This window comes from Vibrio sp. TRT 1302 (genome assembly GCF_050113875.1).
GTDB lineage: Bacteria > Pseudomonadota > Gammaproteobacteria > Enterobacterales > Vibrionaceae > Vibrio.
Window position 1 is genome coordinate 1 of the sequence record NZ_JBNJOF010000026.1, and the last position, 24,937, is coordinate 24,937.

At 43.5% G+C, this 24,937-nt stretch carries 23 protein-coding genes; 13 read left to right on the top strand and 10 right to left on the bottom strand.

Features of this window, described 5'->3' with window-relative positions; genetic code table 11:
* The 3 genes from ACQEXP_RS19275 to ACQEXP_RS19285 form a co-directional block, all read right to left on the bottom strand.
* On the bottom strand, positions 1 to 371 hold a 371-nt coding region (locus ACQEXP_RS19275; RefSeq protein WP_426971269.1), incomplete at its 3' end, for a YagK/YfjJ domain-containing protein.
* 53 nt (positions 372 to 424) lie between these two features.
* On the bottom strand, positions 425 to 1,099 hold the full coding sequence (locus ACQEXP_RS19280) for an inovirus Gp2 family protein (RefSeq protein WP_426971270.1): 675 nt from the start codon (positions 1,097 to 1,099) through the stop codon (positions 425 to 427).
* Between the two features lie 64 nt (positions 1,100 to 1,163).
* Positions 1,164 to 1,799, bottom strand: coding sequence for an inovirus Gp2 family protein (locus tag ACQEXP_RS19285; RefSeq protein ID WP_426971271.1), 636 nt, complete (start codon positions 1,797 to 1,799; stop codon positions 1,164 to 1,166).
* Positions 1,800 to 2,306: 507 nt separating this feature from the next.
* Between ACQEXP_RS19285 and ACQEXP_RS19290 the strand changes: the two genes are divergently transcribed.
* A complete protein-coding gene (locus ACQEXP_RS19290) occupies positions 2,307 to 3,425 on the top strand; it encodes a hypothetical protein (RefSeq protein WP_426971272.1) in 1,119 nt (372 codons plus the stop codon).
* Positions 3,426 to 3,850: 425 nt separating this feature from the next.
* Here ACQEXP_RS19290 and djlA read toward each other — a convergent pair whose 3' ends face one another.
* Positions 3,851 to 4,705, bottom strand: coding sequence for a co-chaperone DjlA (gene djlA / locus ACQEXP_RS19295; RefSeq protein WP_138970729.1), 855 nt, complete (start codon positions 4,703 to 4,705; stop codon positions 3,851 to 3,853).
* 148 nt (positions 4,706 to 4,853) lie between these two features.
* Between djlA and lptD the strand changes: the two genes are divergently transcribed.
* The 6 genes from lptD (at position 4,854) to apaH (ending at position 11,695) form a co-directional block, all read left to right on the top strand.
* Entirely contained in the window at positions 4,854 to 7,271 is a 2,418-nt protein-coding gene (gene lptD, locus ACQEXP_RS19300) for an LPS assembly protein LptD (RefSeq protein ID WP_426971273.1), read from the top strand.
* Positions 7,272 to 7,325: 54 nt separating this feature from the next.
* Positions 7,326 to 8,624 carry a peptidylprolyl isomerase SurA gene (gene surA / locus ACQEXP_RS19305; RefSeq protein WP_426971274.1) on the top strand — a complete coding sequence of 433 codons (1,299 nt, stop codon included), beginning with the start codon at positions 7,326 to 7,328 and terminating at the stop codon, positions 8,622 to 8,624.
* A complete protein-coding gene (gene pdxA, locus ACQEXP_RS19310) occupies positions 8,614 to 9,606 on the top strand; it encodes a 4-hydroxythreonine-4-phosphate dehydrogenase PdxA (RefSeq protein WP_426971275.1) in 993 nt (330 codons plus the stop codon). Before surA ends, pdxA begins: the two co-directional genes overlap by 11 nt.
* 12 nt (positions 9,607 to 9,618) lie before the next feature.
* Positions 9,619 to 10,425, top strand: coding sequence for a 16S rRNA (adenine(1518)-N(6)/adenine(1519)-N(6))-dimethyltransferase RsmA (rsmA, locus tag ACQEXP_RS19315; RefSeq protein WP_138970725.1), 807 nt, complete (start codon positions 9,619 to 9,621; stop codon positions 10,423 to 10,425).
* A gap of 67 nt (positions 10,426 to 10,492) precedes the next feature.
* A complete protein-coding gene (apaG, locus tag ACQEXP_RS19320) occupies positions 10,493 to 10,870 on the top strand; it encodes a Co2+/Mg2+ efflux protein ApaG (protein WP_269377505.1) in 378 nt (125 codons plus the stop codon).
* Between the two features lie 9 nt (positions 10,871 to 10,879).
* The gene (apaH, locus tag ACQEXP_RS19325) at positions 10,880 to 11,695 is read left to right on the top strand and encodes a bis(5'-nucleosyl)-tetraphosphatase (symmetrical) ApaH (RefSeq protein ID WP_426971276.1); all 816 of its coding nucleotides are present in this window, start codon (positions 10,880 to 10,882) and stop codon (positions 11,693 to 11,695) included.
* A 41-nt stretch (positions 11,696 to 11,736) separates the two neighbouring features.
* On the opposite strand, the gene folA is transcribed toward apaH, so the two are convergent.
* The 6 genes from folA to rplU all read right to left on the bottom strand — a co-directional run bounded on the left by folA (position 11,737) and on the right by rplU (position 15,774).
* Positions 11,737 to 12,222: a type 3 dihydrofolate reductase gene (folA, locus tag ACQEXP_RS19330; RefSeq protein WP_426971277.1), complete on the bottom strand. Its 486-nt coding sequence runs from the start codon at positions 12,220 to 12,222 to the stop codon at positions 11,737 to 11,739.
* A 20-nt stretch (positions 12,223 to 12,242) separates the two neighbouring features.
* A complete protein-coding gene (locus ACQEXP_RS19335; protein WP_138970721.1) occupies positions 12,243 to 12,716 on the bottom strand; it encodes a threonine/serine exporter family protein in 474 nt (157 codons plus the stop codon).
* Entirely contained in the window at positions 12,713 to 13,480 is a 768-nt protein-coding gene (locus ACQEXP_RS19340; protein ID WP_138970720.1) for a threonine/serine exporter family protein, read from the bottom strand. The genes ACQEXP_RS19335 and ACQEXP_RS19340 overlap by 4 nt, the downstream gene beginning before the upstream one ends.
* A 269-nt stretch (positions 13,481 to 13,749) precedes the next feature.
* Positions 13,750 to 14,922, bottom strand: coding sequence for an Obg family GTPase CgtA (gene cgtA / locus ACQEXP_RS19345; protein ID WP_269377509.1), 1,173 nt, complete (start codon positions 14,920 to 14,922; stop codon positions 13,750 to 13,752).
* Between the two features lie 262 nt (positions 14,923 to 15,184).
* Positions 15,185 to 15,442 carry a 50S ribosomal protein L27 gene (gene rpmA, locus ACQEXP_RS19350; RefSeq protein ID WP_004409945.1) on the bottom strand — a complete coding sequence of 86 codons (258 nt, stop codon included), beginning with the start codon at positions 15,440 to 15,442 and terminating at the stop codon, positions 15,185 to 15,187.
* A 20-nt stretch (positions 15,443 to 15,462) separates the two neighbouring features.
* Positions 15,463 to 15,774 carry a 50S ribosomal protein L21 gene (rplU, locus tag ACQEXP_RS19355; protein ID WP_005383096.1) on the bottom strand — a complete coding sequence of 104 codons (312 nt, stop codon included), beginning with the start codon at positions 15,772 to 15,774 and terminating at the stop codon, positions 15,463 to 15,465.
* Positions 15,775 to 16,045: 271 nt separating this feature from the next.
* Between rplU and ispB the strand changes: the two genes are divergently transcribed.
* The 6 genes from ispB to ACQEXP_RS19385 all read left to right on the top strand — a co-directional run bounded on the left by ispB (position 16,046) and on the right by ACQEXP_RS19385 (position 24,805).
* On the top strand, positions 16,046 to 17,017 hold the full coding sequence (ispB, locus tag ACQEXP_RS19360; RefSeq protein WP_426971278.1) for an octaprenyl diphosphate synthase: 972 nt from the start codon (positions 16,046 to 16,048) through the stop codon (positions 17,015 to 17,017).
* A 380-nt stretch (positions 17,018 to 17,397) separates the two neighbouring features.
* Entirely contained in the window at positions 17,398 to 19,158 is a 1,761-nt protein-coding gene (locus ACQEXP_RS19365; protein ID WP_426971279.1) for a lysophospholipid acyltransferase family protein, read from the top strand.
* Positions 19,159 to 19,414: 256 nt separating this feature from the next.
* Positions 19,415 to 20,497, top strand: a complete 1,083-nt coding sequence (locus tag ACQEXP_RS19370) for a TRAP transporter substrate-binding protein (protein ID WP_269377512.1) — start codon at positions 19,415 to 19,417, stop codon at positions 20,495 to 20,497.
* 503 nt (positions 20,498 to 21,000) lie between these two features.
* Positions 21,001 to 22,953: a PTS mannitol transporter subunit IICBA gene (locus ACQEXP_RS19375; protein WP_426971280.1), complete on the top strand. Its 1,953-nt coding sequence runs from the start codon at positions 21,001 to 21,003 to the stop codon at positions 22,951 to 22,953.
* Positions 22,954 to 23,066: 113 nt separating this feature from the next.
* The gene (locus ACQEXP_RS19380) at positions 23,067 to 24,215 is read left to right on the top strand and encodes a mannitol-1-phosphate 5-dehydrogenase (protein WP_426971281.1); all 1,149 of its coding nucleotides are present in this window, start codon (positions 23,067 to 23,069) and stop codon (positions 24,213 to 24,215) included.
* Between the two features lie 59 nt (positions 24,216 to 24,274).
* On the top strand, positions 24,275 to 24,805 hold the full coding sequence (locus ACQEXP_RS19385) for an MltR family transcriptional regulator (protein ID WP_138970713.1): 531 nt from the start codon (positions 24,275 to 24,277) through the stop codon (positions 24,803 to 24,805).
* Positions 24,806 to 24,937 lie beyond the last annotated feature (132 nt).

Genomic DNA, 24,937 nt, shown 5'->3' on the forward strand with positions numbered 1-24,937 from the left:
CGCTTGTCCCAACAAATAGCGGGACCAAAGTGCTGGCTATAGTCACTAAACAGCATCACGCGATAGTTGTGGGATGGCACCTTGTCCTCCCGCTTACGCCATACATAAAACAGAGAATCCGTATCAAGCTTTTCTTTAAGCAGATTAAAGTAATCGTTGAGGATACTGAGGTCGGTATCTTGATGGTCTTTAGGCAGGTATAAGTCCAAACGTGTAGCGAGAGCGATGTCAAACTGACTGAGTGCCTGTTCAAAGACATCGACCATTGAGGTCAGTGCTGACTCGTATACCCCCTTGTCGCTGTAATACAGCGGGTAATCTTCAAAAGTTCTATCAAGGGTAATGTTTGGGAGATAGGTTCTATTCGCCATGAGTAATACCTTTTCGTGTGTGAATGACATAGGTATTGCTCACGTTGTATTTTTTAAGGTGAGTCGTGACTGCAACCAAAGCTCTTGTTGCGGTGATCCTTCCGGTTGGCAATGGGCTTCGCAAGACGACTGATTCGATAGAAGAACTCGTTTAACTGCAACGGGAACGTTTCTGTATCGGAGAATAGTTCAAAGCCCTCATTGCTAGGGGAATAGGCTAACCCTGTGCATGGTCGGCTGTAATTAGCTTCAACCACCCTATCCCATGTCTTCCTCACTTTTTTATAGAGAAAACGCCCCCAACCCTCTCGACCGGTCCCTAAGTTTTGAAAGAGATCCCTATCAAAGAGCAATATAAAATGATGGTGATCGCTGGTGGACTCACTCGCCGTCGTCCAGATATAGCGAATGACCGTTTGCTGGTATTGATAAGTTCTGTCGGTGTATTTGTCCTTACAGAGCCCATTAGTCTCCGACTCCAAAATACGAAAGAAATGGGCAAACACCGTTAGGTAATCACCCCCGAAGTCACTCGGTAGATTTAGGTTGATGTGAACAGCAAAAATTCTTGGGTATTGGTTTAGTGCTTCAGTCAGTACTCGGTCGATCTTCTCTAGGTATTCGAGGACGAGACCATCCTCAAAGTAATAGAGTGGTTTACCATTGAAGGTTCTGTCATGAGTGATGGTGTGGGCACTTTGATGAGTAACGTTAAGTTGATGAGCCATGATTGGTTCCTGTGGTTTGTTGTGATTCCCACAGGAACTGAGACTACCGTTATTTTTAAGGGTATTAAGAGCTAGTAGCGAAGTTTCTCATAGTCCCTCCGTATACCTTTGAATTAGGTTTAGCGAAATAACACACCCTTTTGAATAGTTCATTCTTCGATTGTTCAATATCTGATGCATTCAGGTTTAAGCGATACACACCATTCTTGCAGAAATGAACTAGTGCTGGTTTCTCCTGTTTGATAGCGCTGCACCACGCTTGCTTAATCAAGTCGGCTAAAGAGCCGTCTGACGCCCCTACATCCCCGAGTTGATAATAGATATCTTTGTTCAGGAAGAGTGCAACATGGTAGTGGTACTGCTCAGAGGTATTCTTCTCTTTTGCCCAGATGTAACTGGTCTTGTTTCTCAATCCCCTTCCCCAGTTTTTCTCTTTACGTTTTATATCTACGTCCAATTTGGCATTTAGGGATTTGAAGAATCGGGTGATGACTTTCGAATCTGAATCATCGAAATCTTCGGGTAAGTGTAGGTCTATCCGAAAGACGGATAGCCTAGTGTGATACTTCAAAGCTTTCTCTATCAATTGAGAAATCTTGTAGAGGTGAAACTTACGATAGAAGAATCGTTGCTTTCGTTTCGTTGGTTGAGGTAAGTCGTAGTTGTTGAACTTGTCTTCAGATGTGTACTGGTGATTCATGGTGTTGTTATCCCTATTCGTGTGTCTCTCATACACACAGGGAGTAACGTTAATTTTAGTAGTTGATGGGGTTATGTATATTACCTATACCAACAAGTTAAAAATAACTTCCACACCAAAACCATGGCATAAATTCAGATTCACCTACCAATAATCATATCAAACTCAACTTACACCATCTATATGACTACCCATATATTACTTTCATCATAAATCACCAACTCGAAACTTAAATATTGATATCACATTAAATTTCAACCATGCTAATATAATGATTGACATAGCAGTAAGAATTCAAGTAAATAAAATTAACATTTGAAAGGGTAATCTCATCCACTCATTTTTTTTCAAAAAAAGTTGACTAATGAAGAAAACACAGAAACGATAAAAACCAACAAAAAAACCACATCAATCCCACAAAAAACAACAAAAACCCACTGTAAATATGTACTAAATCCGGTATATTTCTTACAACATTCCCACAAAAATCTTACTCAAGGATTCAGAATGAGTTCATACCGATATTTAGAATTAATAAAAAAATCCACTGAAAATGAATTAAAACGATATATTAGAATCATTGAATCAGAATCCGGATATAGCTATGCAATTACTAATTTTAATAATCGCAATAAAGCTAACCTTGAATTAACATTGAAGGAATTAATTAGTAAAAAATTAAAAATAGCTAGAGAAAGCTTAGATAATGGAAACTTAACCGAGATAGAAGAATATGAACTAGGCGATTGTATTGACGATCTTTTTGATCAATCAAGAGGAATCCAATATGAATTTAGCAATCACATCGGATGGCTCAATAACGAGCCAAGAGCCCTTTATTTTTTTGTTGTTATCGTTAAGGCCATAGTTAACACAGGCAACATAGAGCTTAGCTACCCTGTAACTACATTTTCTTTCGAAGCCAAATCAGAATCAGAAGATAAATCCAAATCAAAAAGTCTTTCAGGGGAAAAATACTTACCTCGAGACACCGACTACCTACAGCCTCTAGCAGATTTCTGCCCAAACAAGACTGGTTCAACCTACGATAATCTTGTTAGTGCACTAGAAGTGATAATCACCTCAAGCTTACCAAAGGAACAGCGAAGCACATACCGCTTACTTAGGAAGGTAGAAAGCTTATATGCAACTGTTTTCATCAACAGAAATGCAGATAGAAAAGCCTTTAAAACAGATGATGCTGAGTTAATCAATTGGTACTACCTATCTTTAACAAGACAATACCCATACACAGGGTTATCCATAACAGAGGATATCGATAAGCAGAAGCAAACTATTATGTGTATTTTTGATGTACTTTGTGCGACGACCGAACCAAACACGTTTACAAAGTTAGAAGACAGATTGGTCGAGAAATTCAATAGAAGAAAAAGAGATAAAGCAAATGGTAAAGTATCAAAGACGACTAAAGAAGAAAAAACACTGACATTCAGCGAATCAGATTGGGCCAAGCTTATCGAGATTGCAGGAGATAGTGCAAAGAACGGGATTAAGGCCAAGCTTAAGGAATTGATAGACAAGGAACTAGCAAATCAAAAGGATGCTAAAGAAGGCAATGTAGGTCAAGATTCCAACGGCAATCTTCAAGCAACTCAAACTCACTAAGAACAGCAAGAACAGCAAGAACAGCAAGAACAGCAAGAACAGCAAGAACAGCAAGATGATCGTTCAAGTCGTTTTTTACCTAAAGAAAGCAAATATGTTCATCTTTTATAGTCAATGAAGCGGCAGAACAACATAGTTACGCTTTAATCCAAAACAGTGGAGCGATTAGGTTCAGGCTAATTGCAATGTGATCTAGCCAAGATTTTTCGTAAATCACTCTGATTTTGAAAGAATGATGCTATTGGTTTCGCCATGATGTACCACCAAATGTACCAATGAATAAAATACAAACCATAAATAACATTATTTAACAATAAGTTAAAATATAAAATTGAGTCTGGGAGGGCCACCAGATACAGAAAGGCCTGAGAGCGATTACGCTTCTCAGGCCTTTTGCTTTTGTGATGAATCACAACTCAACGAATTCAGAAACCTTTGGCTTTCTTAATGACATCATAAGCATTCTGGATCTCTTGAGCCTTCTCTTTAGCAACATTCATCATCTCAGGTGGCAGACCTTTTGCCATCAACTTATCTGGATGGTGTTCATTCATCAGTTTACGATAAGCACGTTTCACACTCTTAGCATCTGCGCTGCTATCAACACCCAAAAGTTTATACGCGTCACTCAACTGGTCTGCTGTTGAAGCCTGCTGCCAACTACCACCTGACTGATTAGAATAGCTGCCACCGGATTGGCCGCCAAAACCACCTTGCTGAAAACGGAATGCCGCCTCTTGCATACGCAATCGCTGTTCTAGCTGATCAGATGAAAAACCAAGGCCACGGGCTATCTTATGTAAGACGTTACGCTCACTAGGATGAACATCTCCATCGGCAAATGCCGCTGAGATCTGTAGTTCGAGAAAGAACTGCATTAGATCGAAACGACCACCAGCAGAAATCCGCACGCGTTCCAAAACGGTCTCGAGTGGGAAGTCGCTCTCTTTGCCTTCACGAAACGCATCCTGAGCAGCTTTGCGCTGCGAACCATGCAGATTCATGCGATCCATCATGGTTGTAGCAAGTTGAATCTCTTCGCGCGTAACTTGCCCTTTCGCTTTGGCAACATGCCCCATCACAGCAAATGCCGCTTTAAAAAACTCTTCTTGCCGTTCGGCTTGACTCGGACCACTGCCAAATCCGCTATTAAAGCCCGCCATGCGTAAACGTCGTGCTTTATCGAATTGGTGCCCTAAAAATAAACCAAATACAGCACCAAAGGCTCCCCCAAATAGGAAACCGAAAAATGTGCCGAGAATTTTGCCGAAAATATGCATTATGTGCTCTCAATCTCTGAATTTTTTCTTCACGAAGCGGTCTGATAGTGCCGTAAGCTGTAAATTACTTTATTATAAGGACCGTTTTATTCTACATTCGGTCACCTATTCACCGGATATATCAAGTTCAACAGGATAGTAAAACTCGATGTTACGTTTTCCACGCACCTTGTTAGCCGCTTCAATCAGTGCTGCTTTTGTAGTGCCTCAGACTCAAGCAGAAACTATGTTAGACGATAGTGTGCAGGAACTGCCCGCTATAGATCAATGTTTGATCAACGAACCTGAGCCAGATAACCCAAATCAACAGCCTGTCAATGTTGAAGCCGATAGTTTAGAAGCCATAAATGGTGATAAAGCAACCTATCGGGGTAATGTTATCGTTGTTCAGGGCAAAAAGCGCATGCAGGCTGACAACGTGACTTTGCACCAGAAAGAAAACATCGTCGTCGCTGAAGGTAATGTGACTTTCAGCGATGGTGAAGTCAAAACTATTTCTGATAAAGCGACCAACAACCTCAACACTGATTACGTCACTTTAGAAAACACCAACTATCAGTTCTTATGTGAGCCTGGCCGAGGTGAAGCCGTCTATGTAGCTAAGACTGGCAAAGCTGTCTATGAGATTGAAGACGGCACCATCACTTCATGTCCAGAAGGTGATAGTTCGTGGCGCATGCGTGCTTCAAGCATTGATATTGACCAAGATGAAGAAGAAGCCACTTTCTACAATCCACGCTTCGAAATTGTCAACGTCCCAGTATTTTATCTGCCATTTCTCACTGTACCTATTGGTGATACGCGTAAAACGGGCTTCCTCTATCCAACCGTTTCGTATGGCTCAAGTGACGGCTTTGAAATGGAAGTTCCAATCTATTGGAACTTAGCGCCAAACTACGATTTGGAAACCACGCTCAAGTATATGCAAGAACGTGGCACTCAGTTAAACAGTGAATTTCGTTTCTTGTCTGATTTTGGCTACAGCACGCTGAAATCTGAATACCTCCCAGATGATAAAAAATATCCTGAGTACGGAGATCGCTGGGGCTTCCAGTTAGAGCACAGTGGTATTTACCAAGAGAACTGGAAGTTTACCGCTGACTACGCCAAAGTGAGTGATATCCGTTATTTCACCGATATCGATTCAAGCATAGGTAATAAAGAAGATGGTCAGCTTATCCAAGAAATGGAGGCCACTTACCGTTCAACAAATTGGGATGCATCTCTACTAGCACGAGATTTTCAGGTACTTACGGAAAACAATAACTTACCTTATCGCTTATTACCTCAATTAGAGTTTAACTATTACGCGCCAGAGCTGATGCGCTATTTAGACTTTGATATGACCAGCCATATATCTCGTTTTGATACCGATGCGCAAGGCAAGCCATCGGCGACTCGCGTTCACGTAGAACCTGGGTTGACGGTGCCAATTGGTACGACTTGGGGAACTTGGACAACCGAAGCAAGACTTCTTGGTACCTACTATCAACAGGACTTGTATGGCGTTGACACGACTTCGCAAAAAACAACGGATTCTTCAGGGAAATCGATTGATAACCCTTATTACGGCCTTGAAGAGAATGTATCACGTGTGATTCCTGAGTTTCGCTCTCACGCAACCGTTGTATTGGAGCGTGATACGGTAGTGTTTGACAATTACACCCAAACACTTGAACCGCAAATTCAATATGTGTACGTGCCTGAAAAAGATCAGAACAATATTGGTGACTACGATACAACTCTATTGCAAACCGACTACTATGGGCTATTCCGCAGCCGAAAATATAGCGGTGTAGACAAGATTGCGGAAGCAAACCAATTTAGTTACGGTGCTTCAACTCGCTTCTTTGATGACGGATATAAAGAAAGACTCAATATCTCATTTGGTCAAATTTTCTACATCGACAAAAACATCAGAAAAAACACTGGTGAAACAAACAAACCCGATACTACATCTAAGTCCAATTATTCCGCTTGGGCGGTTGAAGTCGACTTCAACTATGATGACTATTTGTTCTATCATGGTGGGGTTCAATACGATATTGACACAAGCGAAGTTCAGTTAGGTAACAGTACACTAGAATACCGTTTCAATGACGGTTACATCCAAAGCAACTATCGGTATGTATCCAAAAAATATCTAGACTGTACGGTGGGTGAATGTGCTGATGAAGGTAAAGGAAATATCGATGTAAATGGTATAACCGTTGATGGCATCTCTCAAGTAGGCTTACTCGCTGGATATCAGATTAATCGCAACTGGAATACCAGTGCACAATACTACTATGACTTAACGACCGATGAAGCGTTAGAGTGGCTAGCGCGCTTGAACTACACATCAGATTGTTGGTACATCGGCTTTACCTACAGCAAGCAGCTGCAAAGTTGGGATCCTAGCTTCTCAAGTTACCCCAATGCTAACCCAACTTACGAAAACAACTTTAGTCTGAACTTCGGTATCATAGGCTTTGGAACTAAGATTGGTGCAGGCTCTGGTTTAGCGGGTCTAGACAGTGCTGGTAACTCTCTAGGTTACGGTCGCCCATTTTTCTTAAACAACTAATTCAAGAGCCTGCTGTCTAACACCGCAGGCTCGATATATTTTATAGGTTCTTGAATGAAATTTTGGAAACACGCGTTATTGGCTATGTTTGCAAGCAGTACAGTGAATACTGTTTATGCACAGCCCGTTGCATTAGATAACATCGCTGTCATTGTGAATAGCGGTGTTGTGCTACAAAGTGATATCGAAACATCACTAAAAACGCTAAAGGCAAATGCAAAAAAAAGCGGTCAGGCTTTACCCTCAGAACAGATACTAAGAGAGCAAGTCACTGAAAAACTGATTGTCGACACCATTCAGCAACAAGAAGCGCAACGTATTGGTGTGCGTATTGATGATAGCCGCTTGAATGAAGCAATCGCAGAAATTGCCAAAAATAATCAGCAAACAGTCGAACAACTTAGTGTCTCTATTGCAGAAGAAGGGCTGAGTTATGCTGAATTTCGTGAACAAATCCGTAAAGAAATCGCCGCAAGTGAAGCTCGTAATGCTCTTGTCCGCCGCCGCATTAACATTTTACCCGCAGAAGTGGATAACCTAGCCAATATCTTGGCCAAAGAAACGAATGCAACGGTTCAGTACAAAATTGGGCATATCCAACTTCGCGTCAATGATGGTGACGATAAAGCTGCCATCGAGAAGCAAGCCAAGCAGTTAGCTGAACAACTGAAAAACGGGGCCGACTTTAGCACTATGGCTTACACCTACTCTAAAGGACCAAAAGCACTACAGGGTGGTGACTGGGGTTGGATGCGTAAAGAAGAGATGCCGACTATTTTTGCTGACCAAATCAATTTACAGAATAAAGGCAGTATTATCGGGCCCTTCCGTAGTGGCGTTGGCTTCCATATCCTCAAAATTGAAGACATCAAAGGCTTAGAAACGGTCGCGGTGACTGAAGTTAATGCTCGCCATATTCTGATTAAACCAACGGTCATCTTAAGCGATGAAGGCGTCCAGAAAGAGCTAAAAGAGATCACTCAGCGTATTACTTCAGGTAAGGCGACATTTGGTGAAATGGCACAGCAATATAGCCAAGATCCAGGTTCAGCCGCCCAAGATGGAGAACTGGGCTATCAGACTTCAGAACTCTATGTACCTGAGTTCAAACATCAAATTGATACTCTGCCTGTTGGTCAAATAAGCCAACCCTTTAAAACGGTTCACGGGTGGCACATTGTAGAAGTTCTTGATCGTCGCGAAGTAGATCGCACGGATTCAGCATTAAAGAACAAAGCTTACCGCATCTTGTTTAACCGTAAGTTCAACGAAGAAGCTAGCGCTTGGCTTCAGGAAATGCGCGCCAGTGCCTACGTTGAAATCATTAAAGATGAGACTCAAGATGAGCGTTAAACGCATCATAGTTACTGCTGGTGAACCAGCGGGCATCGGCCCTGATTTGGTGTTGGCTCAGTCCAAAGAGAGTTGGGCTCACCAAATCGTGGTTTGCGCAGACAAATTTATGCTGGCAGAACGTGCTAAGCAGTTGAATATTGATGTAGAGCTGATTGACTACCAGTCTGAATCGCCGATTATCCCTCAGCAAGCAGGTTCATTAGTGGTTGACCATATACCTTTGACCAACCCAGCAGTTGCGGGGAAGTTGGATGAAGCCAATGGCCACTACGTGTTAAAAACACTAGAAAGAGCCGCTTTAGGCTGTATGAATGGTGAATTTGATGCTATTGTCACCGGCCCTGTACATAAGGGGGTCATTAACCGCGCAGGCGTCGCCTTTAGTGGTCATACTGAATTCTTTGCTGAGAAGTCAAACACACCACTAGTCGTGATGATGCTTGCAACGGAAGGTTTACGTGTCGCTTTGGTGACAACGCATATCCCACTGGCTTATGTATCTAAAGCGGTGACAGAGGAAAGGCTAGAACTCATCATAGATATTCTGAACAAGGATCTTGTTGAGAAATTTGCAATAACGTCACCTAAAATCTATGTGTGTGGACTTAATCCACATGCAGGAGAAGATGGCTGCCTCGGAAGAGAGGAAATTGAAACCATCACTCCCACATTAGAAAAACTGCGTCAGACGAAAGGAATCAACCTAATTGGTCCTTTACCTGCCGATACTATCTTCAATAAGAAATATCTTGAAGATGCTGATGCCGTACTTGGGATGTACCATGATCAGGTACTTCCTGTATTAAAATACAAAGGCTTTGGCCGCTCAGTGAATATCACTTTAGGCCTGCCATTTATTAGGACCTCCGTTGATCACGGCACCGCTCTTGACCTAGCAGGGACAGGCAATGCGGATACAGGAAGCTTCCGAACGGCTTTAGCTCATGCAATAGAGCTAGTCGATAAGAAATCGAATTAACTTGAGAATACTATGAGAAACGATGTCCACTTAGGGCACAAAGCAAGAAAACGCTTTGGTCAAAACTTCCTTAACGATCCATACATCATTGATGGAATAGTCTCTGCGATCAACCCAAAACCTGGTCAGAACCTTGTAGAAATAGGCCCAGGTCTTGGTGCTATCACTGAACCTGTTGGTAAAGAAGTAGACAAGTTTACGGTTATCGAGCTTGACCGCGATCTTGCTGAACGCCTGCGCAACCACCCTGACTTGGGCGACAAGCTGACGATTCACGAAGGCGATGCGATGCGCTTTGACTTTGCTCAGTTAGTGAAGCCAAACAACAAGTTACGTATTTTTGGTAACCTGCCATACAACATCTCAACGCCACTGATGTTCCATCTTTTTGAGTTCCATAAAGACATTCAAGACATGCACTTTATGCTTCAAAAAGAGGTGGTAAACCGCCTAGCCGCTGGTCCTGGCACGAAAGCTTACGGCCGTCTTACCGTCATGGCACAATACTTCTGTAAAGTCGTACCAGTACTCGAAGTACCCCCGACAGCGTTTGTTCCGCCACCTAAAGTCGATTCAGCGGTAGTTCGTTTGGTGCCTTATGAAAACCTTCCTCACCCAGCAAGCAGTCTAAAATGGTTAGATCGCGTTTGCCGTGAAGGCTTCAATCAGCGCCGTAAAACCGTGCGTAACTGCTACAAAGGCCTATTAAGCGCTGAGGAGCTAGAGCAACTAGGCATTAACCCTGGAATGCGCCCAGAGAACCTAACGCTAGAACAATTCGTTGGAATGGCAAACTGGTTAGACGCTAACCACAAATAATTTCAGCTAATATAAAAGGTGGTAGACCCATGGTTTATCACCTTTTTGACTTTACATAGGAGTTCACATGGAAGCTACCCCGTGTATAAAAGTCCAAGTTCATACCAAATACATCGCCGACCAATCCCATCCGGATGCAAAACGTTACGTTTTTGCTTATATCATCACCATCAAAAATCTCAGTCAGCAATCAGTACAACTCATTGCTAGACGCTGGCTAATTACCGACTCTAATGGCAAACAGATGACCGTAGAAGGTGAAGGTGTTGTCGGTCAACAACCCGTCATCGCGGCCAATGATGAATACACCTATAATAGTGGCACCGTTATCGAGACCCCTGTTGGTGTAATGCAAGGCCAATACATTATGCACGATGCCACTGGACAAGAATTCGTTACTGAAATCGAACCTTTCAGACTCGCTATCCCAAATATTTTAAATTAGGACATAACTGTGGCGACATACATTGTCGGCGATCTTCAAGGTTGCTTAGACGAACTCTTACTGTTACTTGATAAAGTCAAATTTGATCCCAAGCATGACTCACTCTGGCTTGCGGGCGATCTTGTCGCCCGAGGTCCAAAATCACTTGAGGTATTGCGTTTTGTTCGCTCTCTAGGCCCCTGTGCTAAGGTGGTACTAGGAAATCACGATCTCCATCTCCTTGCCGTTTCACTCGGGCTATTCAAAGTCAAAAAGAAAGACAAAACCGCAGCGATCTTTGCCGCGAAAGATAAACATGAGTTGCTCAATTGGCTACGCAATCAACCTCTCCTTGCGGAACATGATGAATTTGTCATGTGCCATGCAGGAATACCTCCCCAGTGGACGTTAGATCAAGCGCGTGGCGCTGCCAGAGAAGTGGAAGCCATCTTACACAGTGACGAGTGGCCTTGGTTAATAGAGAATATGTACGCTAACCAACCTGATCTCTGGTCCAATAAACTACAAGGCATTGAGCGTTACCGCTATATCATCAACGCATTCACCCGCATGCGCTTTTGCGATGCGGAAGGAAGATTAGACATGGAGTGCAAACTCCCGCCCAAAGAAGTAAAAAATCACAGTCTGGTGCCTTGGTTCAAATTGAAGAAAAGAATCAAGTTAGATAAAACCGTACTGTTTGGTCACTGGGCAGCATTAGAAGGCTATGAAGGTAAAGAGGTGATAGGTTTGGATACTGGCTGTGTCTGGGGAGGGAAACTGACCATGTTACGCTGGGAAGATAAGCGTTTCTTTACGCAGAAAGCTTTAACGAGTGACTGTTAAGGGTTGCCACTGAGTGCCAACCCTTCTTGTTTACCAAACGTCTAGCAGTCTTTTTCTAAAACCACAAAACGCATGTCATAAACGTTGTTCTCGTCCGCCTGATAAGCTTCAGAGTGGACTTCTTGAAAATCATCACTCCAAGCTGGGAATTGAGTATCACCATCAACTTGAGCATCAATATGCGTCACATATAGCTTTTGTGCTTTTGGTAAGCAGGCTTGGTAAATAGTGCCACCACCAATGATCATCACTTCTTCTACATCACCAGCTACGGACAGAGCCTCATCGATTGAGGTCACAGTTGTAACCCCTTTGATAACCAGTGAGGCATCTCGACTGATCACGATATTCTCTCTTCCAGGAAGCGGGCGTCCAATAGACTCATAGGTTTTCCGTCCCATAATCACTGGTTTACCCATAGTACAACGTTTAAACCAAGCAAAATCAGCCGGAAGGTGCCAAGGCATCTGGTTATCTTTACCTATGATGCGATCATGTGCCATCGCGGCAATCATGCTAATGATCATTCTACTACTCTCCTGTATCCCTAAACGATTGGTTTGCGGCGGTAGAATAACAACCCTGGCATAGCTAAGCCAACCGCTAATCCTGCAATTATAAACATTGCCTTGAGAAAGTTTTCCATCAACATGGCAACCAACTCGGGAGAATAACCACGATGGTTGAGCTCAACTAATGCAATCATAGCTTTAAAGGCAAAGACACCAGGTACCATAGGAATTAATGCTGCCACAGTGAAGACTTTAGGGTGAGCTAAAAATCGAGCAGACCAATGGATACCCACCATACTCACCAGCATGGCAGCAAAGAACGTCGCCCACTCGATCGGTATACCAAAATGCATCATCAAATAACGCGAGCCATGACCTATAGCTCCACCAAGTGCGCAGTAGACCAGTGCTTTCTGTGGGACATTGAAGACTAACGCGAATCCCACCGCCGGAATGGCAGCAAATAGCATATCATTGATGAGACCAACAAGAAGATCGACAGAGATCATGCGACCCACCCCCAAACACCAACTAAACTCATTGCAGCTACGATGCCTAAACTGGTCGCTAAAGTGAGTAAACTTGCCATAACAAAACGAGCAATTCCCATGTTAACGTAACCTTTTAGCATGTCAGCGACCGAGTTGATTAGAGGGAACCCAGGAACAAGCATTAAGACAGACGAAGCCATCACCAATGACGGTGAATTTCCTAACTGATAAATCACGGCTTGAGCGGAAACAACGGTTGTGACAAAGGCGGTCGCCGCAAAATTCATTAAAGGGTTAAAATGGCGATGACCGATCTCTTGGCGAACGACCATACCGACAGCGGAAGCGATAAAAGTCATGGTAAAAACAAGCCAATCTCCTCCAGCTAAACGGCTGAATGCAGCACAAGATAAACCTATCATAAAGACCACAAGCCAGCGGTTGTATCGCTCTGGGCTAACCTTATCAAGTTTCTGCTGGGCAAGAGGATAATCGATGATTCCTCGCTCCAGCATGATACAAATACGCTGTACCTGCGTAATGGCCCACATGTTAATGCCACGATCCGGACATCGTCGCGCCGTTGTTATACAGTGTTCTTGATAAACCGTGGTAACCACTAGAGAGCTTGCAGAAAGAGATACCTCCACCTCATCCATTCCAGCGGCAAGACCGAAGCGACGCATTAGGTCACCAACGAGAGTACTTTCTGCACCGTGTGCTAACAACATTTGCCCTGCTTGGGCGACTAAACGAGAAACCGCTCGCTGTTTTGATGCCATGATTTTTTCTACTCCTTTATACCAACGTGAATGATTACCTAGTCATTCAAGCTGATCAAAACCACTCAGAGCCACGATAAGGTTTGTCACCAAATCAGCAACGACACTCTTTATCCTGAGCCGAGCGATTTTTCCTGCACAGTTATCCAAACAACTAACCGTATGGCAGAGTTTGAACTTGTGTATTTTGCGTTGAAATACACTTTGAAGATTTGATTTAGACACAAAAAAGCCGCAATTGATATTGCGGCTTTGAATATTATACACGGTTAATCGCGGACGTAGACAACGTGACCGTCATCTTCTTCATCGTCCCAGTCATCCCAGTCGTCTTCATCTTCTGTGATAACATCTTTACCAGCCATCGCATCTTTATGGTAGTCATCCCACATAAAGTCGACTTTTTCTTCCTCAGAAAGTTCTTGTTCTTCACGAGGTAGATTTTCCATAAAGTCAGCAAGCTTGTAGCACAACTCTTTCGTGCCTTGTTTGTTCACTGCTGAGATCTTGTAATACTCTTCTTCCCAACCTAGGGCATCCAGAATATTTTGGATCACTTCGTTGGCTTCTTCTTCAGGCATTAAATCAACCTTGTTGAAGATCAACCAACGTGGCTTCGCAGCCAATTTCTCGCTGTATTGCTCTAGCTCATCAATGATCGTTAATGCATTCTCAACCGGATCACTTTGATCAATTGGCATAATATCGATCATATGTAGTAACACACGACAGCGTTCTAGGTGCTTCAAGAAGCGAATACCCAGGCCTGCGCCATCCGCTGCACCTTCGATCAATCCAGGAATATCAGCAACGACAAAGCTCTTTTCAGGAACTACACTAACCACACCAAGACTTGGAATTAGTGTCGTAAATGGGTAGTCCGCCACTTTCGGTTTTGCAGCCGAAACCGCACGAATAAAGGTAGATTTACCTGCATTAGGCAAACCTAGCATACCCACATCAGCAAGCAACAATAGCTCTAGGCGAATCTCACGGATTTCACCTTTAGTACCTAATGTCTTTTGGCGTGGCGCACGGTTCACAGAAGACTTAAAACGCGTATTGCCTAAACCATGCCAGCCGCCTTTTGCAACCATGACTTTTTTGCCATGCTCAGCGACTTCAGCAACGATCTCATTTGTGTGGATATCAACCGCACGTGTGCCGACTGGTACTCGTAGAACTTTGTCTTTACCACGCTTACCGGTACAGTTACCACCGCGACCATTCTCACCACGTTCCGCTTCATAGAAGCGCTGGAAGCGATAATCAATCAGAGTATTCAGGTTTTCATCGGCTTGAATGTAGACATCGCCACCATCGCCACCGTCACCGCCATCAGGACCGCCTTTCGTAACGAATTTCTCACGCCAGAAACTCACTACACCGTTACCGCCATCACCGGCTTGAACTTTTACTACCGCTTCATCAACGAATTTCATCTCTTACTCCGCATAGGTGCGTTGCAAATATCATCTCAAACTTCAATCATGGACACCGAAGTGAATGATATAAATTCTAGCAGATTCCATTTTCAGATCGATCACCTTGATCTTCGATCGTTCTGCCACTTAGGAATATATAATGAGGGACTTTTTTCAAAGTGCCTTAGTATCTATTCCTACTACCATAAATAAAAAACCCCGCCGAATCGGCAGGGCTTTTGAATTCAGCTTTAAAGCTAATAATTAAACAGAAGTCTAATTACTCAGCTTCGATGCTAACGAATTTACGGTTTTTAGGACCTTTCACTTCAAATTTCACTTTACCTTCAGTAAGAGCGAAAAGAGTGTGGTCTTTACCGATACCAACGTTAGTGCCAGCGTGGAACTTAGTACCACGTTGACGAACGATGATGTTACCTGCAAGAACAGACTCACCACCGAAACGCTTAACACCTAGACGTTTGCTTTCTGAATCGCGGCCGTTACGAGTAGAACCACCAGCTTTTTTGTGTGCCATTGTTAAACTCTCCTAATCGATTAAGCGTTGATACCAGTGATTTTCACTTCCGTGAACCACTGACGGTGACCCTGTTGCTTACGAGAGTGCTTACGACGACGGAACTTAACGATTTTAACTTTATCGCCACGACCGTGTTGTACTACTTCAGCAACAATTTTACCACCCTCTACTAGAGGAGCACCAACTTTAATGTCTTCACCGTTAGCTACAAGAAGAACTTTATCAAATTCAACTGTTGCACCAGTTTCAACGTCTAATTTCTCTAAACGAAGAGTTTGACCTTCGCTTACACGGTGTTGTTTACCACCAGATTGGAAAACAGCGTACATATCTTACTCCGCTTTTTCCGCACAGCCGTATGCTATTTTTTGAGCATTAAGGGTGTGCGCTAAACTAATCATCAATAGGGCGCAGATTCTACAGAAAGGTCGCACCTATGACAAGCCATATTTTGAAAAAATTGGCGAAAAGCTAATCGCCAATGAAAAGTGCCCAAATGATGCCCGTTAACCATGTATTAATCAACGTTTTTTAGTGTATTATTCAACGATTAAAGTAGATAAGAATACCTTACTAGTTCTAACCTCAGCCGGATTTACAATGGATTTTAAAGCTATCCAAGCACTCACTGCCGATGACATGGCAAAAGTGAACGAAACAATTCACGCTCAACTCAACTCTGATGTCTCTTTAATCAATCAACTTGGTTTCTACATCGTTAGTGGAGGCGGCAAACGTATCCGTCCATTACTTGCTGTTTTATCAGCACGAGCACTCGGTTACCAGGGAGAGGCTCACACCACTTCCGCCGCCTTTATTGAGTTCATTCACACCGCCACCCTACTTCATGACGATGTGGTCGATGAGTCTGATATGCGACGCGGCAAAGCAACGGCCAACGCTGCATTTGGTAACGCGGCGAGTGTGCTAGTTGGAGACTTTATTTACACTCGCTCATTCCAGATGATGACCGAACTGGGATCTTTGAAGATCCTCAAGCTAATGAGTGATGCGGTAAACGTGATTGCTGAAGGTGAAGTTCTGCAACTAATGAACTGCAATGATCCGGACACGACTGAAGAAAGCTACATGCAGGTTATCTACTCGAAAACAGCACGTCTTTTTGAAGCAGCAACACAAATTGGTGCCATCCTCAACGATGCACCCGCCGAAGTTGAACTGGCACTGCAAAACTACGGGAAATATCTAGGTACGGCATTCCAGCTTATCGATGATGTTATGGATTACACCTCTGACGGTGAAGAGATGGGTAAAAATGTCGGTGACGACTTAGCCGAAGGTAAACCAACATTGCCTCTTTTATACGCAATGCAGCATGGCACGGCACAGCAAACTGCCATGATTCGTGAAGCGATTGAAAAAGCCAATGGTATGGAGCGTCTTAACGACATTCTCGCAGCAATGGAAGAGACAGGCTCTTTGGAATACACCCGTCAAAAAGCTTATCAAGAAGCAGACAAAGCGATCGCGCAATTGGATGTGTTAGAAGAATCTGTTTACAAGCAGGCGCTAATTACTCTCGCGCATATGTCGGTACACCGCACTAGCTAAGCGCTCAATTGATTGAATTACAACAACGGGAACCTTACGGTTCCCGTTTTCTCTTGGTGACAAGAGTGTATCCCAGAGCAGCATAAACGAAGGTAAACTTGACTTGGTGCTGCACATAACTTGTTTTGACCAAGTTTTTAGCAACACCTTACCCGCTTAATAAAGCTAGCAGTATTCCTTATATAGTCATAACTAAAACAAATGATTTGCGATCCAGTCATTTTAAATCTGAAATGTTAAGTTGGTTTTTCATCTTTTCTAGACATAAAATCACGTAACAAGAACGTCATCGCTTTGTCACTAATTCCTCATTGAAATGCAGCCTTATTGAAACTTCGCTTATCTATTCTCACAACGAATACCGCCGTAGAGAGAATAAAATGCAAACCTCTAGCCCATTTCGTCTACCAAAAAAAACGCCATTTCGCTTCGCCGAGTCCATCGCCGAATGGGCAACAGGACTAAGTAAACTCGAACAGTTTTATGCCCAACGCCCCGCAGGTTGTGATACCCAAGCATTTATCAGGTTCACTCTCGAAGTGCTTGGTATTGATTATGATGTCAGCCATGGCACTAAAGGAGGGATTCCAGCTTCTGGCGCAACAGTTATCGTTGCAAACCATCCCCTTGGATGTGTAGAAGGGGTGATACTTGCTGAGCTGCTGCTCACCATTCGTCAAGATGTAAAAATTCTCGCCAATCAATATCTAAAAACGGTCCCTGAGCTCGATGAACTCTTTATTGGCGTCGATGTGTTTGCGGGTCATATCGCTCAGAAAGCGAACTTAAAAGCACTTCGTCAAGCCCATCAGCATCTTGCGAATAATGGGCTAATACTGCTGTTTCCCGCGGGTGAAGTGTCTCAACTCGTCGATAGCAAAGCGCAGCGCCTAGAAGACAAAGAGTGGAGCCGCTCTGTCAGCAGTTTAATCCGCAAATCAGGCGCAACCACAGTGCCAGTTTTTATCAATGGACAGAATTCAAAACGCTTCTATTTGGCGGGAAAGGTACATCCCCTACTTCGCACCTTAATGCTGGGCAGAGAACTGCTTAACAAGTCTACACAGACTATAAAGATCGCGATCGGTTCTGCGATTCAATACCGAGAAGTAAAAGGATTAACCGATGTGCAAATGACCAACTATTTGCGTCTCAATACATACCTTCTTCAACACTTAGTCCAATCTAAGTCTATCGATTCATCATCACCGCAAAACGAGTTTCCCGTCGCTCAACCTTTGCCGCGAAAAGATCTACTTGAGGATCTAGATAATCTGCCTAGTGATCATCGGCTACTTTCAAGTGGTGAATTTGATGTGTACTGCACCTCCTCAGAGAATATCCCTTCACTACTGCATGAAATAGGCAGACTCAGAGAAACTAACTTTAGACGAGCGGGAGAAGGGACAGGGCTAGCGTTGGATCTTGATCAGTTTGATCACGATTACCGTCATCTATTTGTTTGGGACAGAGAAAACCAATGCTTGGTCGGTGCTTATCGACTTGGTTTAGTCGACGACATTCTAAGCGCCAAAGGGACTGAAGGTCTTTATTCTCGTACATTGTTTCATTACGACATGCCATTTATAGCCAGTATGGGGAAATCCATTGAGATGGGAAGATCTGTGATTGATCTACCCTATCAAAAAAGTATGACCGCTCTATTGCTACTATGGAAAGGTATCGCGACTTTCGTCTCTCACCATCCTGAATACACGCATCTGTTCGGCCCAGTCAGTATCAGCAACGATTACAGTGAACAGACCAGACAACTACTCGCTGAGTGCATGACATTACACTATTGTGATGCAGCAAAGGCAGAGCATGTCTCTCCATCTAACCCACTCCCTACATCAGACAACAATTGGAATACCAGCATGCTAACTGCTCTGGGGGATCTTCAACTCTTGTCTCGAGTCGTTGCTCGTATCGATCCAGGAAAGGGAATACCCGTTTTATTGCGCCAATACCTCGCCTTAAACGGCAAACTTATCTCTTTCAACGTTGATCCTGGCTTCAACAATGCCTTGGATGGCTTAATCGTTGTCGATCTCAGACAAGTTGATAGTAAGACATTGGCGCGATATATGGGGCTTGAACAGGCTGAACACTATCTCAATTATCACCAAACCTCAGAATAGCTATCTAACTACTCAGTGCTGCGTGACACATGCAGCACTTTTGTCAGCGGAATTATTCTCTAAATAACCCCACGCTTTCTATCATTTAGGTGCATCTAAGCCCTTAATTCCACAACTACATTCTAATAATTATCTTTCCTGTAGTCATACACTCCAATCAAAGTGCAATCCGACGAACAAAAATTAGATTGACGAAAAAATCTACAGAAGAAAAGCTAGCTCTAGACACACAAAACAACAAGGAAGTCGTATCGTTATGCTGCCAATAAAAATAACACTTCGCACAGTGCTCGCTGGAGTGCTGACGAGTTCATTAGCTCTAGGGTCATTTTCGAGTCTCGCCGCAGAGAAAGTCTACCGACTCACGCTAGCCGAAACATGGGGTCCAAATACGCCTATATTAGGCGATGCCACAAAAAACATGGCGAAGCTGGCAGAAGAAATGTCTAATGGCAGGCTACAAATTCGTATCGACTCTGCAAATAAACATAAAGCACCACTTGGCATTTTTGACTTAGTGAAATCAGGCCAGTACGACTTAGGCCACTCGAGCTCTTATTACTGGAAAGGAAAAGTGCCCAATACACTTTACTTTTCTTCGATGCCTTTCGGTATGATTTCAACCGAGCAGTATGCTTGGTTTTACCGTGGTGGTGGTATGGAGTTAATGGAAAAAGTCTATGCACCACATAACCTATTGTCATTTCCAGGTGGCAACTCCGACATTCAAATGGGCGGTTGGTTTAAAAAAGAAATTAATTCAGTAGAAGATTTACAAGGGCTTAAGATTCGTATTCCGGGCTTTGCCGGCGAAGTCATGGCAAAAGTTGGCGCTGCGCCAACAAACATTGCTCCGGGGGAACTTTATACATCACTTGAGCGCGGAACCATCGATGCACTTGAATGGGTAGGACCCGCGTTTGATCTACGTATGGGATTTCAAAAAATTGCTCCCTACTATTACACCGCGTGGCATGAGCCAGGATCTGAAACACAATTCCTAGTCAACAAGAAGACTTGGGACAAGCTTCCTAAAGATCTGCAAACCATTCTCGAAACGGCATTTCGTGTCAGTGCGTTTGATATGTATACCCAAGCGGTAGATGCAAACGCAAATAGCTGGGCAACGATGAGCGCAGAGTATCCTGATATAAAAGTGAGGGATTTCCCACCAGAAGTACTTCATGCAATGCAAGCCGCTACGTCTGAACTACTCGCAGAGCAAGCCGAAAAAGATGCGTTAGCTAAAGAAATTATCGAATCTCAAAAGCAATACTTAGCTAAAGTGCGTGCGTGGACAGATATCTCATCAAAAGCCTATCTAGACAGCACTCAATAACCCTAGCGGGCAGAGATGCTCTGCCCCTCTTTTCATAACAGACCAAGTCCAGTTCATATCGACACTCAGGCTTTTGTAAATTGTCACTTTCCTACAAAAACAGCAAAATTAGACACAGATCACTCACTGATCAAAATGCACACAGAACCAATTTGAGATCAATGTCACATCAGACAACAAATTCCGAAAAAAATATAATCATTAGGAGATCTAAATCACACTCAAACACAAACACGACATTTCATTATTGAGATATAAAACATTAAAATCTTATTGACAATTTTGTATCTTTAAATATGTAGCAAAATTACATTGTCAGAAAGTGTAATGGATCACTAAAAAAAGGTTTGATATAGGAAGATTCAGAGAGAAAGGTCACAAAAAACCCGTTGTCAGTTCTAAAAGAAAGTTGTGTGGTAAATTGATTAGGTACTAAGCAATCAAGCGGTTTTGGCGAACCGTACTACTACAATATTCATCAGAACATCAAACGGGGAACTCCTATGATATCACCAGATGCGAAGATCAAGATACAAAATTTTGGTCGTTTTCTGTCTAATATGGTAATGCCTAACATTGGCGCGTTTATCGCGTGGGGCTTTATTACCGCACTATTTATCCCAACAGGCTGGCTGCCAAATGAGACACTAGCATCCATGGTTGGGCCCATGATTACCTATCTCCTGCCATTACTGATCGGCTATACCGGCGGTAAGTTAGTTGGCGGAGAACGCGGAGCTGTTGTCGGTGCAATCACCACTATGGGTGTAATTGTCGGCACAGACATTCCAATGTTCATGGGCGCTATGATGGTTGGTCCACTCGGTGGCTGGGCAATCAAAAAATTCGACAACTACATTGACGGTAAAGTGAAAAGTGGTTTTGAGATGTTGGTAAACAACTTCTCAGCAGGCATCATCGGCATGATCTGCGCCATTCTTGCTTATCTATTTATCGGTCCGTTTGTCAAAGTCCTATCCGGTGGCCTAGCGGCTGGCGTAAACTTCTTGGTGTCAGCACACCTTCTACCTTTGACCTCCATTTTTGTTGAACCCGCGAAGATCCTATTCCTTAACAACGCTATTAACCACGGTATCTTCTCACCACTGGGTATCCAGCAAGCCTCAGAAGCAGGACAATCTATTTTCTTCCTGATTGAAGCGAACCCAGGTCCTGGTTTAGGCATTCTGCTTGCGTACATGGTGTTTGGTAAAGGAACCGCACGACAAACAGCCGGTGGTGCTTCAATTATCCATTTCTTTGGCGGTATTCATGAAATCTACTTCCCGTACATTCTAATGAATCCACGCTTAATTCTTGCGGCAATTGCAGGCGGTATGACAGGTGTCTTCGTTCTTGTGATGTTCAATGCAGGAATTGTGTCTCCGGCTTCTCCTGGCTCTATCTTCGCGATTTTACTGATGACACAGAAAGCTTCCATTGTTGGCATATTGGCCTCAATTGCCGCGGCAACCGGCGTATCATTTGCTGTAGCAGCCGTGCTAATGAAGACACAAACGTCAACAGAGGAAGATGGTGATGAGGCAGCGCTAGAAAAAGCAACATCACAAATGAAAGATATGAAAGCTGCATCTAAATCAAATGGAGCAGCACACAGCCAAAGCAAAGGCAATACAGAACTTGCCGATGTAAAAAGCATCGTAGTGGCATGTGACGCAGGTATGGGCTCCAGCGCGATGGGGGCAAGTATGTTGCGTAAAAAAGTTCAATCTGCGGGTCTCAACATCAGCGTCACCAATCTTGCTATCAACAGCTTAACAGAGAGTGCAGATATCGTGATTACTCACAAAGATTTAACCGATCGAGCTCGTAAACACGCACCAAATGCACAGCACATTTCATTGACTAACTTTCTAGACAGCGAAATGTACAACCAGCTAGTCACGAAGCTGCTTGCAGCACAGAAACAATCGGCAGCGAACGATGACAAACTTATCAAAGTCTCTGTACTTGCTGCTAACGATGATAACTATGAATCACAGCAGCCATCAGTATTCCAGATTGAACGTAAAAACATTCATTTAGGTTTACAAGCGAACAGCAAAGAGGAAGCAATTCGTTTTGCGGGAAACAAACTCGTGGAACTGGGTTACGCAGAACCCGAATACGTTGACGCGATGTTTGAGCGTGAAGCGCTTGTACCCACTTATCTTGGTGAGTCAATTGCAGTACCACACGGTACGGTTGAAGCAAAAGACCGCGTGAAGAAAACAGGCATCGTTATCTGCCAATACCCCGCAGGTATCCAGTTTACAGAAGACGACGAAGATATCGCAAAACTTGTTATCGGCATTGCCGCCAAAAACGACGAACACATTCAAGTCATTACCACCATCACAAACGCGCTCGATGAGCCTGAAGCAATTGAAAAACTGACAAGCACTAAGGACATAGAAGAAATTCTCACCATCCTTGGCGGTCAACAAGCAGCCTAATTGCTTCTTATATTTTGCTCCTGAGCAAACTGAGGTCAGCTGTCACCCCCTATGCGGTTGACCTCAACCTAGATTCGTTTTAATCAAATTTTAGATTTTGGTAGGTAAGTATTATGAAAAACGCAGTCCATTTTGGTGCAGGTAACATTGGTCGTGGCTTCATTGGCAAATTGCTGGCAGATGCAGACGTAGAAGTCACTTTTGCCGACGTTGACGTCCCTTTGGTCGATCAACTTAGTCATAAGCAAGAATATAAAGTCAAAGTGGTTGGTACAGAGTGCAAAATTGACACAGTGACTCATGTCACCGCAGTGAACTCGGCGAGTGAAGAGGTGATTGATCGAATTGTTAAAACCGACTTGGTGACAACGGCGGTTGGGCCAAACGTACTAGACATCATAGCCAAAACCATTGCGGCAGGTATTACTAAACGTTTTGCCGTTAATAACGACAAGCCACTCAACATCATCGCATGTGAAAACATGATTCGAGGTACGACTCACTTAAAAGGTCAGGTATACAAGCATCTCGATGCATCGCTTCATTCGAAAGCTGATGAGCTAGTCGGATTTGTAGACTCGGCTGTCGATCGCATAGTCCCACCTGCGGAAGCTGCGAATGACGACCCACTCGAAGTGACCGTAGAAAGTTTCAGCGAATGGATCGTCGATGAGCAACAGTTCAAAGGAGAAATTCCTGATATTTCAGGTATGGAGAAAACCGATAACCTAATGGCGTTTGTAGAACGAAAATTATTCACGCTCAATACAGGTCATTGCATCACCGCGTACTTAGGCTGCCTTAAAGGTCATCGCACAATCCGCGAAGCGATAGAAGATCCCGAAATTTACGCCGATGTTAAACAAGCAATGCGTGAGAGTGGTGAAGTCCTAATTCGTCGTTATGGATTTGCCCCAGACATGCACAACGCATACATAGACAAGATCCTCAGCCGATTTGCTAACCCTTATTTGGTCGATGAAGTGGATCGCGTTGGAAGACAACCTCTTCGTAAATTAGGGGCAAACGATAGATTAGTGAAGCCATTACTGGGTACAATCGAGTATGGCACTGAAAATAAAACGCTTTTAAAAGGGATTGCAGCTGCACTTAAGTACCACAACAGCGATGATCCACAGGCCGTTGAGTTGCAAAAGAGCCTCAAAGAGTTAGGCGTTAACAAAACGCTGGCTCTCTACACAGGCTTAGAAGAACACAGTAAAGAAGTCACCAAGATCCAAGCGATCTTCGAGACACTATAACGACAATAAACTAGGGGGAGTTAAACCTCCCCTTTTCAACAAAGTAATTAGTTCAGTATATGGCAGAGAAAATTAGTGAAACTGAAATAATAGAGCGACTCAATAGCGCCCCTTCGGTGCGTGGCTTTTTCATTGCTGCCGTAGACGTATTTGACGAGTCAATTGACGCGCTAATACAGAGAATCTTCCAAAAAGATAACTTTGCGGTGCAGTCTGTTGTTGGTCCCTTACTGCATGACTCTGGCCCACTCGGTAATCTGTCGGTACGTTTAAAACTACTCTATGGTCTAGGTGTACTTCCCGATAACGTCTACCACGACATTGAAGACATTATCAAAATCAAAAATACGCTCAATAGCGATGCCACCGACTACGATTTTACTGATCCAACCATCCTAGCGCCGATAAAAAAACTCAATTTGGTTCAAACTATGGGAATGGTTCAACTAGAGGTTTCAGAGCCAGACGGCGATATCGATTTAGAGTTCTATCAGCTTCAGCTTCAACGCCAGCAACAGATTATTAAATCAGGGCTTTCTTTGGCGATTGTTGCAATCTGCAATGAACTCGGCAAAGAGAGCCCATTCTAACGCCCGTTAGGCGTTTCCTATCTCAGCTCATGCCTTTGAAATCGGCCTTCTATTGATCTGTAAGCTCAAAAAATAGTGGTTTGTAATAAACAGCAACGATAGATACAAAAACACCCGATACCATCAATGGTT

Bases quoted from the DNA above. Each gene is read 5' to 3' on its own strand.
- folA (WP_426971277.1), bottom strand. From the start codon at position 12,222: ATGATCATTAGCATGATTGCCGCGATGGCACATGATCGCATCATAGGT.
- surA (WP_426971274.1), top strand. From the start codon at position 7,326: ATGAAATTTTGGAAACACGCGTTATTGGCTATGTTTGCAAGCAGTACA.
- ACQEXP_RS19375 (WP_426971280.1), top strand. From the start codon at position 21,001: ATGATATCACCAGATGCGAAGATCAAGATACAAAATTTTGGTCGTTTT.
- rsmA (WP_138970725.1), top strand. From the start codon at position 9,619: ATGAGAAACGATGTCCACTTAGGGCACAAAGCAAGAAAACGCTTTGGT.
- ACQEXP_RS19285 (WP_426971271.1), bottom strand. From the start codon at position 1,799: ATGAATCACCAGTACACATCTGAAGACAAGTTCAACAACTACGACTTA.
- apaG (WP_269377505.1), top strand. From the start codon at position 10,493: ATGGAAGCTACCCCGTGTATAAAAGTCCAAGTTCATACCAAATACATC.
- pdxA (WP_426971275.1), top strand. From the start codon at position 8,614: ATGAGCGTTAAACGCATCATAGTTACTGCTGGTGAACCAGCGGGCATC.
- lptD (WP_426971273.1), top strand. From the start codon at position 4,854: ATGTTACGTTTTCCACGCACCTTGTTAGCCGCTTCAATCAGTGCTGCT.
- ACQEXP_RS19370 (WP_269377512.1), top strand. From the start codon at position 19,415: ATGCTGCCAATAAAAATAACACTTCGCACAGTGCTCGCTGGAGTGCTG.
- rplU (WP_005383096.1), bottom strand. From the start codon at position 15,774: ATGTACGCTGTTTTCCAATCTGGTGGTAAACAACACCGTGTAAGCGAA.
- ACQEXP_RS19335 (WP_138970721.1), bottom strand. From the start codon at position 12,716: ATGATCTCTGTCGATCTTCTTGTTGGTCTCATCAATGATATGCTATTT.
- ACQEXP_RS19290 (WP_426971272.1), top strand. From the start codon at position 2,307: ATGAGTTCATACCGATATTTAGAATTAATAAAAAAATCCACTGAAAAT.
- ACQEXP_RS19280 (WP_426971270.1), bottom strand. From the start codon at position 1,099: ATGGCTCATCAACTTAACGTTACTCATCAAAGTGCCCACACCATCACT.
- ACQEXP_RS19385 (WP_138970713.1), top strand. From the start codon at position 24,275: ATGGCAGAGAAAATTAGTGAAACTGAAATAATAGAGCGACTCAATAGC.
- rpmA (WP_004409945.1), bottom strand. From the start codon at position 15,442: ATGGCACACAAAAAAGCTGGTGGTTCTACTCGTAACGGCCGCGATTCA.
- ACQEXP_RS19340 (WP_138970720.1), bottom strand. From the start codon at position 13,480: ATGGCATCAAAACAGCGAGCGGTTTCTCGTTTAGTCGCCCAAGCAGGG.
- cgtA (WP_269377509.1), bottom strand. From the start codon at position 14,922: ATGAAATTCGTTGATGAAGCGGTAGTAAAAGTTCAAGCCGGTGATGGC.
- ispB (WP_426971278.1), top strand. From the start codon at position 16,046: ATGGATTTTAAAGCTATCCAAGCACTCACTGCCGATGACATGGCAAAA.
- ACQEXP_RS19380 (WP_426971281.1), top strand. From the start codon at position 23,067: ATGAAAAACGCAGTCCATTTTGGTGCAGGTAACATTGGTCGTGGCTTC.
- djlA (WP_138970729.1), bottom strand. From the start codon at position 4,705: ATGCATATTTTCGGCAAAATTCTCGGCACATTTTTCGGTTTCCTATTT.
- ACQEXP_RS19365 (WP_426971279.1), top strand. From the start codon at position 17,398: ATGCAAACCTCTAGCCCATTTCGTCTACCAAAAAAAACGCCATTTCGC.